A 16534-nucleotide genomic window follows, 5' to 3' on the forward strand; every position below is an offset into this window, starting at 1 on the left:
CCTAATCGACGGCACGGCACTCAGTGGGGGCGCGGCCGTCTGCGGACCATGTGGCCATGACCCCCTTGCCGCGCAGGTCGAAACCAGAGGCGCGGTACCATATGCCGTCGGCGGCGCGTTCCTGGTACATATCCACCGCCTCGCCGGTGGAGTTGCGCACCGTGGCCATCTGGCGCGGATTGTCGAAATCGACCGACAGGCGTTCGCCATTGTCGCACAGGTAGACGGCGCGGACGACGCGGTTCAGCGCCCGGTCCTGAATCTCGGCTCCGGTGCGGCGACGCGCCGTCTGGGCGTCGAGCGCGCGCTCCTTGACCTCGTCACCACTGGTGGGGGCTTCACGCGGTTTGGGACCACAGGCTGCGAGCATCGCCAGGGCGGCGAAGGCTGCAGAGGCGAGAATACACGCGCGAATATCTGTCATGGCCACGCTTAACGCCGGTTTGCGGCCACTGTTCCCCCGCGGCGGGCGCGGAAGAAATCGCGAAGCCTTTCGGATGACTCGGCTGCCAGCAGACCGCTGTCGGTGGTGGGGCGCCAATGACACGTCGGTTGTTCGAACAGGCGGGGGCCATGGATGACCGCTCCGCCCTTGGGATCGTCGGCGGCCCAGACCACCCGGCCGATTCGCGCATGGCTGATGGCGCCGGCGCACATAGCGCAGGGTTCGAGCGTTACATAGAGTGTGAGGCCTGTGAGCCGATAGTTTCCGGTCGATGCGCCGGCGTTCCTGAGGGCTACGATCTCCGCGTGGGCCGTGGGATCATGGGCCGCGACGGGGCCGTTTGCGCCCGTCGAGACGACTTCGCCGGTGGTCTCATCGACCACGACGGCGCCCACGGGAACCTCTCCGGCGTCCGCCGCCGCTTGCGCAAGGTCCATCGCCATGCGCATGAACCGCTCATCATGGCCCGCCATACAGACGACAACGACAAGAAGCCCCGCCCCAGTCAAGAGCTGCGGCCCCATAAGCCCGGTGATCGGCCCAAGAGCGGGGCCGCGCGCCCCGGCTCGGCCAGCGCCAAGGCCTTCACCTCCGAGACCAAGGATGGCGGCTCAGGCGGCCGGTCTCCGGCCGGCAAATCCTTTGGTGGCCGGGCCTATGCGCCGGACAAGGGCGCGCGCCCGGAAAAGCCGATCAAGGGCAAACGCTATTCCGACGACTCCAAGGGCGGCGGCAAGGACGCGTCCAAGGGCGGTTTCAAGGGCAAGCCTGACAAGGCCGAGCCCGAGGCGCCCAAGCGTTCGGAACGAATCGCCAAGGCCATGGCGCGTGCGGGCATCGCCTCGCGGCGCGAGGTCGAACGCCTGATCGGTCTGGGCAAGGTGGCGGTCAATGGTCGCATTCTTGAGACGCCCGCCACCCTGGTGACGCGCGACGACGTCATCACCGTCAACGGCAAGCCCATCGCGGCGGTGCAGGCGACGCGGGTCTGGCGCTACAACAAGCCGGTCGGCCTTCTGACCTCGCACAATGATCCGGGCGGGCGTCCCACCGTGTTCGACAGCCTGCCCGCAGGTCTGCCGCGCGTGATCTCGGTCGGGCGTCTGGACATCAATACCGAAGGCCTTCTGCTGCTGACCAACGACGGCGAGCTGAGCCGGGCCTTGGAACTGCCCACCACGGCCCTGGTGCGCCAGTACCGGGCGCGGGCGCGCGGGCGCATCACCCAGGCCGATCTCGACACCCTGAAGGACGGCGTGACCATCGAGGGCATCCGCTACGGTCCCGTCGAAGCCACTATCGACAAGGCCAAGACCAACGAGGACGGCGTCCAGTCGGCCAATCTGTGGATCAGCGTCCAGATCTCGGAAGGCAAGAACCGCGAAGTCCGCAAGGTGCTGGAATCGGTCGGCCTGACCGTCAACCGGCTGATCCGCCTGGCCTATGGTCCGTTCCAACTGGGCACCCTGCCGAGCGGAGCGGTCGAGGAAGTCGGCCCGCGCGTGATCCGCGAGATGCTGGGCGAACATATCCGTCCCGAGAACCTGCCCGAGGGCAACACCGTCCAGACCCCGGCGCCCGTGCCCGGCCGTCGCGGCGGCATGCCCCTGGTGACCGGCAAGTCGGGCTCGGCCCTGTCGGACCCCTCGCGAAAGCCCAGCCGCGTCCGCGCCGCCGAGCTTTCGACCGCCCAGAGCATCGAGCGCGCCAACCGCCCGGCCAAGAAGGCGGGCTGGGCCAAGGCCGCGCCGCCCAAGCCGCGCGGCGCCTCGACCGGCCCCAAGAAGGTCTGGACGCCGCGTGAAGACGGCGATCGTCCGGCCCGCACCTTCAAACCGCGCGAAGACCAGATCATCGGTCCCAAGTCCTCGACCTGGGCGCGTGACGAGAAGCCCGCCCGCGGCGGCGCCTCGCGTTCCGGTCCTGCACGGCCCTCGGGCCGGTCGGGCATGAAGCCTGGCGAGGGCGGCTTCAAACCTCGCGGGCCGGCTGGACCGCGCGGACCTCGCTCGGGCGACTGACGGCGTGCGGATCGTCTCGGGACGGTTGAAGGGGCGAGCCATCGTCGCACCGGATGGACAGGGCACGCGCCCGACCTCCGACCGCGCGCGCCAGGCCGTATTCAACATGCTGGAGCACGCCGCCTGGGCGCCGGAGCTGGACGGGGTGCGGGTCATCGACCTGTTCGCCGGATCGGGCGCTTTGGGCTTCGAGGCCATGAGCCGGGGCGCGGGCTTCTGCCTGTTCGTCGAGACCGAGGACGCGGCGCGCGGCGCCATCCGGGAGAACGCCGAGGCCTTTGGCGTGACCGGCTCCGTGCGCGTCCATAGGCGCAGCGCCGTGGACCTGGGCGAGCGGCCAGCGTCGGTCGGGCCGGCCTTCGACATCGCCTTCCTCGATCCGCCCTATCACAAGGGACTGGGCGAACAGGCCCTGGCCGGGTTGCGGGCGGGCGACTGGCTCAAGCCTGGCGCGGTGGTGATGCTGGAGCGCGGCTCCGGCGAACCCGAGATCGAGACGCCGGGATACGAGCGGCTGGATGCGCGGGACTATGGCGCGGCGCGGGTGTTGTTTCTCAGGCTGATCTGAGCCGGGCGGCCAGACCCTTGGCGCCCTCGACGACCTCGGCCCAGGTGATTTCGAAGCCGTCCTCATCACCAAAATAGGGATCTGCGACGGGCTGGCCCTCGCGGCCAGGCACATGGTCCAGCATCAGGCTGAGCTCGGCGACCCCGTCTGCGGGCGCGAGACGGCGCAGGTTGGACAGGTTGTTGTGGTCCAGGGCGACGATATGGGTGAAGCGGCGGAAGTCGGCGGGCTTCACCTGACGACCGCGATAGCTCGAAATATCGACGCCGTGGCGCAGGGCCGTGGCCTGGGCGCGCGGATCGGGCGGATCGCCCGCGTGCCAGTCGCCGGTCCCGGCGGAATCGACGATCAGATCGAGCGTCAGCCGCTGCGCCTCGGCGCGCAGGGCGGCTTCGGCCAGGGGCGAGCGACAGATGTTGCCGAGGCAGACGAAGAGGACGGACGGGGTCATCGTGACGTGTCGCGCCGGATATAGCTGTCCAGATCGTTGACCACGGGACCCTGTTCTTCGTCACGCAGTTGCATTCGAATATGCCATTCCTGCGAACCGTCGAGAGAGACGAACAGGCTCAGTCCATCGTCGTACGGCAGGAAGTTGGAGCCCAGATAGACCCACCGCTCTCCAACCGGATGGACGGATTCGTCATAATCAGTGAACGCCTGCGTTACGATATAGGCCCGGCCAGGTCGCAGGAGCCGATAGGGTTCGGCGGGGATCAATCGGGTCCAGTGGCCAGCGGGCTTTGGGCCGTGCATCTCACCTCCTGCCGAACAGTTTTTCGAGGTCGTTGAGCTTGAGCTCTACATAGGTCGGGCGACCGTGGTTGCACTGGCCGGAGTGGGGCGTGGCCTCCATTTGGCGCAGCAGGGCGTTCATCTCGGGCGCGGACAGGACGCGACCGGCTCGGACGCTGCCGTGGCAGGCCATGGTGCCGCAGACCTCGCCGAGCCGCTCGGACAGGGCCAGGGCCGCGCCATGTTCGGCCAGGTCGTCGGCGATGTCGCGGATCAGGCCCTGAACGTCGGTGTCGCCCAGCAATGCCGGCGTCTCGCGCACCAGGACGGCCCCGGCGCCGAAGGCCTCGACGATCAGGCCCAGTTCGGCCAGTTCCGGGGCGCGGGCAGCGACGCGGTCGGCCTCGGACGGGTCGAGCTCGACCACCTCGGGCGTCAGCAGGGCCTGGCGGGCGACAGAACCGGCGGCCATCTGCACCTTCATCTTCTCATAGACCAGGCGTTCGTGAGCGGCGTGCTGATCGACCACGACGATGCCGTCACGCGTCTGGGCGACGATATAGGTGCCGTGGACCTGGGCCCTTGCGGCGCCCAGGGGGAAATCGACCAGATCGGCGGGGGCACCCGGTGCGGGCTGGTCGTGAAACTGGCCCGCCTGGTCCGATGTCGCGGGCTCAGGCCAGGGGGTGAAGCCGGGGCTCTCGACCCGGGCCGAGCGCTCGCTGAGACCGGGCAGGACGCCGGTCGTGGGGCGGGGCTGGTCCCATCCCTGCCAGCCGCTGAACCCCGCCGCCGAGGGCGATGACGGGCTGTAGGCGGGGTAGGGAGACGCGCCGGTGTGGGCGGTGAACCCGGCCAGGGCGTCGGCGGCGACGGTGGTCGAGGCCCGGTGCCCGGCGGCGGCCAGGGCATGCCTCAGTCCCCCGACGATCAGGCCGCGCACCAGGGCCGGGTCGCGGAAGCGGACCTCGGCCTTGGCCGGATGGACGTTCACATCGACGTAGAGGGGATCGACATCCAGAAACAGCACCGCCGCCGGATGGCGATCCCGCGCCAGGAAGTCGGCGTAGGCGCCGCGCAGGGCGCCTTGCAGCAGGCGGTCGCGCACCGGGCGGCCGTTGACGAACAGATACTGATGGGCCGCATTGCCGCGCGAATAGGTCGGCAGGCCCGCATAGCCGGACAGGCGCACGCCGTCCCGCTCCTGATCGATCAGCAGGGCGTTGGCCTCGAAGTCACGGCCCAAGAGGGCGGCCAGGCGTTTCAGGCGGCCTTCATCGCCCGGATGCTCGGCGGGCAGGCGCAGGGTGGTCCGGCCGTCGAGGTCGAGGGTGAAGGCGACGGCCTCGTGCGCCATGGCCTGGCGCTTGATCTCGTCCGAGATGGCCATGGCCTCGGACCGCTCGGACTTCATGAACTTGAGCCGGGCCGGGGTGGCGTAGAACAGGTCGCGGACCTCGACGCGGGCGCCGTGGGGGCCGGGGAAGCCGGCGGGGGCGACCGGGCGCTGGTCCCCGCCCTCGACCGTGATCTGATGGGCGTCGCCGCCGTCCTTGGCGCGGCTGGTGATGGTCAGGCGCGCGACCGAGCCGATGGAGGGCAGGGCCTCGCCGCGAAAGCCCAGGGTGGCGATGCGCAGCAGGTCCACGTCCCCAGCATCATCGGGCTCCAGCTTCGATGTCGCGTGACGCTCGACCGCCAGGGCCAACTGGTCGGGGGCCATTCCGTGACCGTCGTCGGCGATCAGGATGCGCGATAGGCCGCCGCCGTCCGCCTGGACCTCGATCCTCGTCGCGCCCGCGTCGAGTGCGTTCTCGACCAGTTCCTTGATGGCGCTGGCGGGGCGTTCGACCACCTCGCCGGCGGCGATGCGGTTGACGGTTTCGGGGGGAAGGCGACGAATGGGCATGTGAGTCGCCAAGATAGGGGTTCGCGAGGCGGCGCGCGAGGCGGCTTGAACATGGCTGCCGCCTTGACTTGGCCATCTGCGTGACCGACCTACGCCCCTTCGTTTCCAAGGTCCGCCTATCATGTCCGTCAAGGTCCGTTTCGCCCCGTCTCCCACCGGAAAACTGCACGTCGGCAATGTCCGCACGGCGCTGGTCAACTGGCTGTTCGCCAAGGGGCAGGGCGGCCAGTTCGTGCTGCGCATCGACGACACCGACCTGGCCCGGTCCACGCCCGAGTTCGAGCAGGGCATCGAGGACGACCTGACCTGGCTGGGCATGCTGTGGGACGAGCGTCACAACCAGTCGAAACGGTTCGACCGTTATGAGGCCGCCGCCGATCTGCTGAAGGCCTCGGGGCGGCTCTATCCGGCCTACGAGACCGGCGAAGAGCTGGATCGCCGCCGCAAGGTGCAGTTGGCGCGCGGCCTGCCGCCCATCTATGACCGCGCCGCCCTGGCCCTGACCGACGCCGAAAAGGCCGCATACGAGGCCGAGGGGCGCAAACCCCACTGGCGCTTCAAGCTGGATCACGGCCGGGTCGCCTGGGAAGACCTGGCGCGCGGCCATTGCGAGGTCGACACCGCGTCCATGTCGGACCCGGTCCTGATCCGCGAAGACGGCCTGTTCCTCTACACCCTGCCGTCGGTCGTCGACGACATGGACATGGCGATCACCCACGTCATCCGCGGCGAGGACCACGTCACCAACACCGGCGCCCAGATCGAGATCTTCGAGGCCCTGGCCAAGTGTGGCTGGGAAGGCGCGACACCCGGTTTCGCCCACATGCCGCTGCTGGTCGGCTCCGACGGCGCGGCCCTGTCCAAGCGCCTGGGCTCGCTGTCGATCTCGGACATGCGCGACCAGGGCTATGAGCCCATCGCCATCACCAGCCACCTGGGCCGGATCGGCACGTCCGATCCGCTCGAGGTTGGGACTTCGGTAGAAGCGCTTGGCGAGAGCTTCGCCTTCGCCAAGATGGGCCGGTCCCCGGCGCGTTACGACACCGCCGATCTGGACCGTCTGAACGCCCAGGCCCTGCATGTGATGAGCTATGAGACCGCCCAGCCTCGCCTGGCGGCCTTGGGCGTCGATCTGGGCGAGGCCTTCTGGACCGTGGTGCGCGCCAACCTTCAGAAGTTCGCCGATGTCGTTGAAATGGCGGCGATCGTTCAGGGGCCGGTGATGCCGGTGATCGAGGACGCCGCCTTCGCCGAGGCGGCCCTGGCTCTGTTGCCCCAGGTCATCGACGAGACCGCGTGGGCGACCTGGACGGCGGCGATCAAGGAACAGACGGGCGCCAAGGGCAAGGCCCTGTTCATGCCCCTGCGGCTGATGCTGACCGGCCAGCCGCACGGACCGGACATGGCGGCCATGGCGCCCCTGATCGGGCGCGACAGGATCGTGGCCCGGCTGAAGGGCGACGGGGCCGCCTGAGGCCTGTCCGCCAACCCAGCGACGCATACGAAAACGGGGCGGACCATGGTCCGCCCCGTTCTGCGATCAATCATTGAGACCGAGCCGGGCTCGGCCTCGCAGCGCCGATCAGGCGTTGCAGGTCGCCAGTTGTTCGGCGCTCAGGGCCGTGCCCTTCCAGACGAACTCGGACACGGCGCCCAGCTTGGCGGCGACGCGGCGGCAGGCGCGGGTGGCGGGCTGGCTGGCGCCGCCCGTGGCGACGCAGGCCGAGCCTTCGCAGGTCCAGATGGCGCCATCGACGATGGTGCGGCCGGCCGGCGCCGTGGCGGCGTCGGCCAGGACGGCGCGGGTGTTGGCAGCGGGGGCCGGGGTCTGGGCGATGGCGGGCGCTGCGGCGAACAGGGCGGCGGCGATGAGGATGGCACGCATGTGGGGTTGCTCCGCACGAAGGTTTCGGGCGTGAGGTTGCGCCCGGTCCTTCTTTGTCAGTTTCTTTGGAAAACTGTCAATGGCCGTTTTCAAAGAAAACCCGTGCCTGACTTACTAATGATCACTTATCGCTGATCATAAGGCAAGGACCCGGTTGTCGCAGGCCCGGTCATCTGGGCGATGGCGTCCTCGACCGTGTCGGCTACGGTCCATGCGTCGAGGAAGGCCGGGGGCGTCATGCCCTGTTCCACCGAGTGGCGCATGAGGGCGAACAGGGTCTCCCAGAAACCGTTGATGTTGAGGAAGATCACCGGCTTTGCGTGCAGGTCCAGTCGCTTCCACGACAGGAGTTCGATGGCCTCTTCCAGGGTGCCGATGCCGCCTGGGGCGACGACGAAGGCGTCGGATTGGTCGTACATCAGCTGCTTGCGCTCGTGCATCGAGGTGACCACCAGGGTCTCGACGTCGTCGAACAGGCGTTCTCGGCTGCGCAGGAAGGCTGGCATGATGCCCAACACGCGGCCACCCTCGGCATGGGCCGCCCGGGCCGCCGTACCCATCAGGCCGACCCCGCCGCCGCCATAGACCAGCCTCCAGCCCGCCTGGGCCGTGGCCTGCCCGAACGCGCGGGCGGATTCGAGATAGGCGGGATCGACGGCTTCGGCAGAACCGCAGAACAGGCAGACGGAGAGTCCGTCAAAAGGCTGGATGCGGGGTTTGGTGGACAGGGTATCGGACATGAAACTCGACGGCGGAGAAGGATAAGGGGATGTAGAACGCGGCAGTAAGCGGAACGTGGCAGGTCGGCCCGCGGCGCGCTATCACACGGCTGCTTATAGCGACGAAGGCTCGGATGACACGGCGGAACTTCAACAGGCGACCGGACGGCCCAGGCCGCGGGGGCGGGGCTGCCGCCATCGCAGTCGCCGTCGTGGTGCTGGCGGGATGTTCGCAGCCCGTGGGCGAAGCTCAGCCGACCGCGCCGGTCGCGGCCGACTGGGTCATGTCGCCCATGGTGCGCAGTATCGAACGCACCCCGACCGCCTTGATCGTCAAAGGCCTCGCCGCGCCCCAAGGGCGGGTCGTGCTGCACAGCGACGGCCAGGCCGCCTACGCCACCGGGGCCGACGCCCAGGGACGGTTCGATCTGAGAATCCTGCCGCCAGCCGCCGACACCTTGTTCGCTGTCGAGGCCCGAAACGGCCAGGACGCCTCGCCCGCGCCCTATCAACTGCTGGTGTCGCAAGACCCGAACGGGCCGCTGGCCCTGCTGGCTCCTGGCGCGCCCAGCGTCAGGCTGGACGCCGCCGGGCCGCTGGACGTGATCGACAGCGACGGCGAGGCGGCTCTGGCTTCTGGCCGAGCCACTCCCGGCGCCATGGTATCCGTCGCCGTCAATGGCGGGGCGCCGATTCAGGCGCGGACGGGCCGGAACGGGCGGTGGAGCGTGTCGCTGGACTTGGCCGCACAGGCGTCGCCAGCGACGGTCACCGTGGCGGGAAGGGCCTATGACTATCCCGGTGCGGCCGTCGTCGGGAGCGCAGGATTAGTGACAACCGCCGATTCCGCGGGCTGGCGAATGGGCTGGTCGACGCGTCAGGGTATTGGCCAGAGCAGCTGGTTCCCCCGGCCCTAGGACCGTCTTCATTCCAGAAAGAGCCATCACCAGACTTTTCCGCCCGGCGTTCGCGTCGGGCTTTTTCTTGCCCGGAGGCGTCGGGATCGGCCGGCGCACCCGTGCGTTGGCTGATGAACAGCGGAGGCAGGCGTGCGCGGCGAACTGGACACCTATCGGGCCAAGCGTGATTTCAAGGCGACGCCCGAGCCCAAGGGCCGAAAGATCCCGCGCAAGGGCGCCGCGCCCCTGCGCTATCTGATCCAGCGCCATGCCGCGACGCGGCTGCACTACGACTTCCGCATCGAGGTCGACGGGGTGCTCAAATCCTGGGCCGTGACCAAGGCCCCGTCGCGCGACCACACCATCAAGCGGCTGGCCGTCGAGGTCGAGGACCACCCGCTGGATTACGGCGGCTTCGAAGGGACGATCCCCGGCGGCAACTACGGGGCCGGCACGGTGCAGATGTGGGACACCGGAACCTGGGAGCCGCAGGAGCCGGATCTGGCGGCCGCCTTCGCCAAGGGCCAGGTGAAGATGGTGCTGCACGGCGAGCGCCTGAAGGGGAAATGGGCCCTGATCCGGCTCAGGACCGACCGGGGCAAACCCTCCAAGCGCAACAACTGGCTGCTGATCAAGGAGATCGACGACTACACCGTCGATGGCGAGGGCGACGCCAATATGGAGATCGACGCCTCGGTCACGACCGGGCGGACGATGGCCGAGATCGCCGAGGGCCGCAAACAATGGACCGCCTCCAAGCCGACGGGCAAGAAGGGGCCGCCCAAGCCCAAGCCCACGCCGGCCCAGGCGTCGAAGGCGACCAAGCCGCCCGCCTTTGTGCCGATCCAGCTGTGCAAGGTCGCTGACTATCCGCCGGGCGAATCGGGCTGGGCGCACGAGATCAAGTTCGACGGCTATCGCATCCAGATCGGTGTCGGCGGCGGCAAGGCGATCTTGCGGACGCGCAAGGGGCTGGACTGGTCGGACAGGTTCGCCGAACACGCCGCCCATGCGGCGCGCTGGCCCGATGCGGTGATCGACGGGGAGCTGTGCGCCCTGGCCGAGGACGCCATGCCCGACTTCTCGGCCCTGCAGGCTGCGATCTCGGACGGGGACACCGGCGACCTGATCTATTTCGCCTTCGACATGCTGTTCGAGGGGCCTGAGGACCTGCGCGACCTGCCTTTGTCGCATCGCAAGGCGCGGTTGCAGGCCTATCTGGACCGGCTGCCCGCGACGGCGGCCAGGCGGGTCCGCTACGTCGATCACTTCGCCTCCAGCGGCAGGGCGGTGCTGGAAAGCGCGTGCCGGATGGACCTGGAAGGGGTGATCTCCAAGCGGCTGGACGCCCCCTATCACGCGGGCCGCTCGACCACCTGGGTCAAGTCGAAATGCCGGGGCCGGGACGAGGTGGTGATCGGCGGCTGGACCTCCGAGGGGGCGCGTTTCCGTTCGCTGATCGTCGGGGTGCAGGACACCAAGGGCCTACGCCATCTGGGCCGGGTCGGAACCGGATATGGCGAGGCGGTGGTCAAGACGCTGCTGCCGGCCCTCAAGGCGGTGGAGACGGAAGACAGCCCCTTCGTCGGCAAGGGCGCGCCGCGCAAGACCGTCAGCGGCGCGACCATCCACTGGGTGAAGCCCGTCCTGGTCGCCGAGATCGAACACGGTGGATACACCGACAGCGGCTCGCTGAGGCAGGCGGCCTTCAAGGGGCTGCGCGAGGACAAGGCCGCCGCCGAGGTGGACGCCATGCCCCAGGCGCCGGCTGCGCCCCCCAAGGGCGCCAAGTCGCCCCCGCCGCCGCAACTGACGCTGTCAGGCGGCTCGAAACCCGGCAAGCTGGTCGTCGCGGGGGTGACCATCTCCAACCCCGACAAGGTCCTGTGGCCCGCCCATGACGGCGAGGCGGCGATAACCAAGGCCGAGCTGATCCGCTATTACGAGATGGCGGCCGAGCGGCTGCTGCCCCACGTCGCCGATCGGCCGACCTCCATCATCCGCGCGCCCGAAGGCATCGGCGGCGAACAGTTCTTCCAGCGCCACGCCATGCCGGGTTCCAACCCGCGTCTGAAGCTGATCGATGTGGACGAGCGCAAACCCTATGTCGCCGTGGTCGATGTCGGGGGGCTTGTGGCGATCGGTCAGTCGGGCGGGCTGGAACTGCATCCCTGGGGCTGCGCGCCCGGCGACCCCGAGACGCCCGAACAGATCACCTTCGATCTCGATCCCGATGTCGGACTGGACTTCGCCGACGTCATCGCCGCGTCAAAGGTGGTGAAGGCGAAACTGGAGTCTCTGGGACTGACGCCCTTCGTCAAGACGACCGGCGGCAAGGGTCTGCACGTCGTCGTGCCGATCCGCTCGGACGCCCGTTCCCGGGTGACCTGGGAGCAGAACAAGGCCTTCGCCAAGGCGGTGTCGGAGGCGATCCGCGCCGAGGCTCCCGACCGTTTCACCACCACATTGGCCAAGAAGGCGAGGGGCGGGAAGATCTTCCTCGACTATCTGCGCAACGGGCGGATGGCGACGGCGGTCGCGCCCTGGTCGCCGCGCGCCAGGCCCGGCGCGGGCATCGCCTTTCCCCTGTCGTGGGGCCAGGTGAAGTCTGGCCTGGATCCCAAGGCGTTCAACATCCGCACGGCGCCCGCCCTGCTCAAGAAGCCCGACCCCTGGGCCGAGTTTCGCGACGCGGCGGTCAGCCTGAGGCCGGCCCTGAAGACGATGGGGGTTTAGGCATCGCCCGTTCCATTCCGTCATCCTCGGGCTTGTCCCGAGGATCCAGACGCCCGGTGCTTTAGGTGAGGCGCAACTGCCGGTATCGGCTCCTCATCGGCGACGGCGGAGTCTCTGGATCCTAGGCACAAGGCCTAGGATGACGAGCGTTGTGATGACGAGCGGTGTTATGCAGCGCTCTTGCGGGCGGAAGGCTTCTTGACTGCCGTCTTCTTGGCCCCCGCCTTGCCGGACGCCGAGCCCTTGAGGCTGTTGCGCAGCGCCTCCATCAGATCGACCACATTGGTGTCGTCAGGCGCCTCGACCTCGACCAGCCCCTTGCCGCCCTTCTGCTTGGCCTTGATCATGTCGCGCAAGGCGTCGTCGTAGCGGTCCTTGAACTGGGTCGGATCGAAGTCCGCTTCCTTCTGGGCGATGATGCGGGTGGCGATCTCGACCATGTCCTTGTCGGCCTTCACCGTGGGGATGTCGTCGAAATAGTCGTCGGCGTCGCGGACCTCGTCGTGGGCGCGCAGGGTGAAGGCGACCAACCCCTTGCCCCGCACCTCCAGCGCCAGCTGACGCTCGCGGCCGCGCAGCACCAGGCTGCCGATGGCGATCTTGCCCGCCGCCTTCATGGCGTCGCGGATGACGGCGAAAGCTTCGGCCCCCACGCCCTTTTCCGGCACCACGAAGAAGGGGTCGTCCCAATAGAGCCGGTCGATCTCGCTCTCGTCCACGAAACTGTCGATCGAGATGGTATGGGTGGTCTCCAGCTTGACCTTGTCGAAGTCGGCGTCGTCGAACAGGACGTATTCGTCCTTTGACACCTCATATCCCTTGACCAGGTCCGAACGCTCGACCGGGCCGGTGTCGGGGTCGGTCGGCACCATGCGGATGCGGTTGTTGGTGTCTGGGTTGATCAGGTTGAAGCTGACATGGGCGTTCGACGCCGTCGCCGTGTAGAGACCCACAGGACAGGTCACGAGCGACAGCTTCAGATGTCCGTGCCAGGTCGGGCGTGCAGCCATGATCGTGTTCCGTGCTCTTGCTCGCGGGCTAACGTCGTGCGGCCGGAAGCGTTGCTAGGCGGTGACGGGGCAACCCCGAACAAGATACCGCCAAGATTGAGTCTCGCGGAACGGTTGTGCCGGTGATAGGGCTTTGATTCAGGATTACTGTACCAGCGGATCGGGTGAGTTGTGTTGTCTTCAAAGAAGCTTCTGGCAGAAACAATCACCGGCACGAGTGGGGACGATTTCATCTACGGCGGCGATGGCGACGAGCATCTGATCGGCGGAGCGGGAAATGACACGCTAATGCCTGGTTACGGTGCGGACGTTGTCGACGGTGGTTCCGGCAACGATCTGATCGTCGTCGAAGAGGATTGGTCGATTGACATTCTCACGGGCGGAACCGGGGCGGATACGTTCCAGTTCACCAACTACGGTTATTCAAGCACGCTCGCGTTCACGGACAGGGTTACGGATTTCTCCCAGTCGTCAGGCGACCGTATCGACTTGCAGGAAACAAATATTCGGTGGGGCGGCGAGATCACCACCGGCGGGTTCGCGCTGACGGAGGGCGCGGTTCTGCCCGGCATCAGCAACGACTTGGTGACGGCTTGGACATGGGTGACTGGCGGCATTTCCTATCTGATCGTCGACAGAAATCGCAACAACCGACTGGAAGCTACCGATCTCGTTGTCCAGTTTGACAATGGGGCTGTGATTACTGCCGCCGCCTTTGTCTCCGGCGCCATCTCAACCATCATCTTTGGAACCGCCGGGCCGGACACATGGATCGGCACGTCCCTGGCGGAAGAGTATCGAGGCTATGGCGGAGACGACAGTATCTCTGGCGGCGGCGGAGACGACATTCTGGATGGCGGGGATGGAAACGATACTATCCGCGGAGACGCCGGTGACGACATCCTCATCGGCGACGTTGGCGATGATGTTCTGTATGGCGGTGCGGGAAATGACACCCTCTATGCGGCCTTCCGGTACAATTCGAGTCGAACGGATTTCGGGCACAGCAATCTGCTTTACGGTGAGGCTGGCGACGACATCCTGATCGCAGGCCGCGGTCTTGACGTGCTTGAAGGCGGCTCCGGGGACGACCTTTTAGACAGCAGGGACGATGACGCGGAAACCGGTCCCGATATTTTGCGGGGAGGAGATGGCGATGATCTGATCATCGCCAACGGGGACTGGGTCGATGGCGGCGCTGGCGACGACGAAATCCGGGTGGCCTCGGGCTATTACGCTTCGGGCAGTTCTGTGGCTGGTGGAAGCGGCGCCGATCTATTCGACTGCCATCCCGAGGCTAATTTTGCCCGTCAGTCGTTCAGTCTGATCAGGGATTTCAACCTGTTTGAGGGGGATCGAATTCGGTTGGGTGTGTTCGGCCCGACCCCGCTGGTTTTGCGGGGTGCGCTAGATAATCCAGGGTTTTCGCTGACTTCGGGCGCCACCTTCTCCGCGTCTGACTATGGACCAGGTTTTACGCAAATCTGGACTTGGGTGAATGGTGGGCTCACGTATCTGATCATCGATCTGGACCAGGACAGCCGATTGGGGGCGGCCGATTACGTCCTTACTTTCGAAGGCACGGTCACGATAACCGCAGACTTTTTCGAGTCTGGAACCTTGGCCACGCCTAATATCGGCACCTCTGGCGACGATGTGTTCGTTGGTGCGGCAGGTGCCGACATCTATGCCGGCGTGAACGGCAACGACACGATTTCGGGCGGTCCCGGCGATGATGTGCTTCAGGGCAACAACGGTAATGATCTGATCGATGGAGGGTCAGGCGACGATACGCTCGAGGGCGGAAATGGCGACGATACGATCTACGGCGGAAAAGGGGACGATGTTATCACGGGCGGCAGCGGGTCTGACCTAATTTACGGCGGAACTGGCAACGACAGAATCTCTGCTGGTGGTAATCGCGCCAATGACGCCGACGCCACTAATGCTATCAACATCATCTACGGCGAAGCCGGCGACGATCAAATCTCTGGAGGCTGGTCTCGGAATGACCAGTTCCACGGAGGCGACGGAGACGACTACATCTATGGCAGCGGCCATCTGTGGGGCGACGCGGGCAACGATAACCTCGGAGCGGCCGGTTGGGCCTCGACCTTGGATGGCGGCGTTGGCGACGACTATCTCCATGGCAGTATGGAGGCTGACATCCTTATAGGGGGAGATGGCAATGATGACTTGCACGGTGGGGATGGCGACGACGAACTGACAGGCGGTTCCGGTAACGACTTTCTATCCGGTGATGAAGGTGCCGACAGAATGTCGGGCGGAGCCGGAGACGATACCTACTACGTCGATCAGGCTGGAGATCAGGTTATCGAAGCCCAAGGCGAGGGTGTCGACACGGTTTATAGTGACGTAAGCTTTTCTCTACTAGGGCAATACGCCGAGAATCTGCATCTTGGATACTATGCTGTTTGGGGAAAGGGTAACGACCTTGCCAATATGCTTTCCGGAAACACGAAAGATAATGTTCTGACCGGCTTCGGCGGAAACGACGTGCTGAATGGATGGGATGGCAAGGATCGAATGATCGGCGGTCTCGGCGACGACACCTATTATGTCGACAACGTCGGTGATGTCGTGGTCGAGGTGAGCGGCGAAGGCGTCGATCTGGTTTACAGCACCGTCACCTATTCGCTGGCGGGACAGTATGTCGAAAAGCTGACCTTGACCGGAACGGACGCGATCAATGCGACCGGCAATACTCTGGCGAACATCCTCGTCGGCAACGCTGCGGCCAATGTCATCAACGGCGGCAAGGGCGCAGACACGATGGCCGGCGGGGAGGGTGCAGACACCTATTATGTGGATGATGTCGCAGACAGGGTTATCGAGGCCGACGAGTTCGGCATTGATCTGATCTACAGCACCGTGTCCTACTCGCTCGCGGGGCAATATGTTGAAAAGCTGACATTGACGGGCTCTGCCGCGATCAATGCCACGGGAAATACCCAGGCAAACACCATTGTTGGCAACACCGCGGCCAACGTCATCAATGGCGGTAAGGGCGCGGACACCCTTATCGGCGGCAAGGGCGCGGACATCTATTACGTCGACAACATCGGCGACAAGGTGATCGAGGCCAAGGAGACTGGGGTTGATTTGGTCTACAGCACTGTCACCTATTCCCTGGCAGGCCAGTACGTAGAGAATCTGACCTTGACCGGGTCCGCCGCGATCAACGCCACCGGCAACACCCTGAACAACCTGATCATCGGTAACTCCGGCGCCAATGTCATCAGCGGCGGCGCCGGCGCCGATACGCTGACCGGCGGTGCGGGCGCCGATCGGTTCGTCTATGCATCCACAGCGGACTCTACGGTCTCCGCCTTTGATCGCATCACAGACCTGACGAATAGCGACCGTATCGATCTGTCCGCCATCGACGCCAACACCAAGGTGGCGGGCAACCAAGGGTTCAGCATCGTCGATGCCTTCACCAGGGTCGCGGGCCAGATGACCTTGGACTACTCCGCCACGACAAAGCTGACGACCATCCTGATGGACGTGAACGGCGATGGGGTCGCGGATATGAAGATCGTCGCCAACGGCAACCATGAGGCCTTCAACAACTTCGTTTTCTGAC

General features: G+C 66.3%; 14 protein-coding genes. 6 read left to right on the forward strand and 8 right to left on the reverse strand.

Annotated elements, in window-relative coordinates:
- Position 1: 1 nt before the first annotated feature.
- Positions 2-424, reverse strand: a complete 423-nt coding sequence (locus ACO05L_RS07400; protein ID WP_421731513.1) for an MliC family protein — start codon at positions 422-424, stop codon at positions 2-4.
- 8 nt (positions 425-432) lie between these two features.
- Entirely contained in the window at positions 433-894 is a 462-nt protein-coding gene (tadA, locus tag ACO05L_RS07405; RefSeq protein ID WP_421731514.1) for a tRNA adenosine(34) deaminase TadA, read from the reverse strand.
- Between the two features lie 12 nt (positions 895-906).
- On the opposite strand from tadA, the gene ACO05L_RS07410 reads away from it, so the two are divergent.
- Together ACO05L_RS07410 and rsmD are read left to right on the forward strand one after the other, a co-directional pair.
- Positions 907-2466 (forward strand): pseudouridine synthase, encoded by a 1560-nt coding sequence (locus ACO05L_RS07410; RefSeq protein WP_421731515.1) that lies wholly within the window; start codon positions 907-909, stop codon positions 2464-2466.
- Between the two features lie 4 nt (positions 2467-2470).
- Positions 2471-3034 (forward strand): 16S rRNA (guanine(966)-N(2))-methyltransferase RsmD, encoded by a 564-nt coding sequence (rsmD, locus tag ACO05L_RS07415; RefSeq protein WP_421731516.1) that lies wholly within the window; start codon positions 2471-2473, stop codon positions 3032-3034.
- Here rsmD and ACO05L_RS07420 read toward each other — a convergent pair.
- The 3 genes from ACO05L_RS07420 to mutL are packed head-to-tail and all read right to left on the reverse strand — an operon-like array spanning position 3021 to position 5678.
- Positions 3021-3485 carry a low molecular weight protein-tyrosine-phosphatase gene (locus tag ACO05L_RS07420; RefSeq protein ID WP_421731517.1) on the reverse strand — a complete coding sequence of 155 codons (465 nt, stop codon included), beginning with the start codon at positions 3483-3485 and terminating at the stop codon, positions 3021-3023. The two genes, rsmD and ACO05L_RS07420, sit on opposite strands and share 14 nt — an antisense overlap.
- On the reverse strand, positions 3482-3790 hold the full coding sequence (locus tag ACO05L_RS07425; RefSeq protein WP_421731518.1) for a DUF3601 domain-containing protein: 309 nt from the start codon (positions 3788-3790) through the stop codon (positions 3482-3484). The genes ACO05L_RS07420 and ACO05L_RS07425 overlap by 4 nt, the downstream gene beginning before the upstream one ends.
- A 1-nt stretch (position 3791) precedes the next feature.
- The gene (mutL, locus tag ACO05L_RS07430) at positions 3792-5678 is read right to left on the reverse strand and encodes a DNA mismatch repair endonuclease MutL (RefSeq protein WP_421731519.1); all 1887 of its coding nucleotides are present in this window, start codon (positions 5676-5678) and stop codon (positions 3792-3794) included.
- 121 nt (positions 5679-5799) lie between these two features.
- Between mutL and gltX the strand changes: the two genes are divergently transcribed.
- A complete protein-coding gene (gene gltX / locus ACO05L_RS07435) occupies positions 5800-7152 on the forward strand; it encodes a glutamate--tRNA ligase (protein WP_421731520.1) in 1353 nt (450 codons plus the stop codon).
- 108 nt (positions 7153-7260) lie between these two features.
- On the opposite strand, the gene ACO05L_RS07440 is transcribed toward gltX, so the two are convergent.
- Together ACO05L_RS07440 and ACO05L_RS07445 are read right to left on the reverse strand one after the other, a co-directional pair.
- Positions 7261-7563: a CC_3452 family protein gene (locus ACO05L_RS07440; RefSeq protein ID WP_421731521.1), complete on the reverse strand. Its 303-nt coding sequence runs from the start codon at positions 7561-7563 to the stop codon at positions 7261-7263.
- A 125-nt stretch (positions 7564-7688) separates the two neighbouring features.
- Positions 7689-8303 carry a TIGR00730 family Rossman fold protein gene (locus ACO05L_RS07445; protein ID WP_421731522.1) on the reverse strand — a complete coding sequence of 205 codons (615 nt, stop codon included), beginning with the start codon at positions 8301-8303 and terminating at the stop codon, positions 7689-7691.
- 113 nt (positions 8304-8416) lie between these two features.
- Between ACO05L_RS07445 and ACO05L_RS07450 the strand changes: the two genes are divergently transcribed.
- Together ACO05L_RS07450 and ligD are read left to right on the forward strand one after the other, a co-directional pair.
- Positions 8417-9199, forward strand: a complete 783-nt coding sequence (locus ACO05L_RS07450) for a hypothetical protein (protein ID WP_421731523.1) — start codon at positions 8417-8419, stop codon at positions 9197-9199.
- 132 nt (positions 9200-9331) lie between these two features.
- Positions 9332-11917, forward strand: a complete 2586-nt coding sequence (gene ligD, locus ACO05L_RS07455) for a DNA ligase D (protein WP_421731524.1) — start codon at positions 9332-9334, stop codon at positions 11915-11917.
- Between the two features lie 167 nt (positions 11918-12084).
- Here the strand turns inward: ligD and ACO05L_RS07460 are convergent, their stop codons facing one another.
- Positions 12085-12927, reverse strand: a complete 843-nt coding sequence (locus ACO05L_RS07460) for a Ku protein (protein WP_421731525.1) — start codon at positions 12925-12927, stop codon at positions 12085-12087.
- A gap of 174 nt (positions 12928-13101) precedes the next feature.
- Between ACO05L_RS07460 and ACO05L_RS07465 the strand changes: the two genes are divergently transcribed.
- Complete coding sequence (locus ACO05L_RS07465; protein WP_421731526.1) at positions 13102-16533, forward strand: calcium-binding protein; 3432 nt, start codon at positions 13102-13104, stop codon at positions 16531-16533.
- Position 16534: the final 1 nt, after the last annotated feature.

This window comes from Brevundimonas sp., assembly GCF_965227765.1.
Classification (GTDB): domain Bacteria; phylum Pseudomonadota; class Alphaproteobacteria; order Caulobacterales; family Caulobacteraceae; genus Brevundimonas.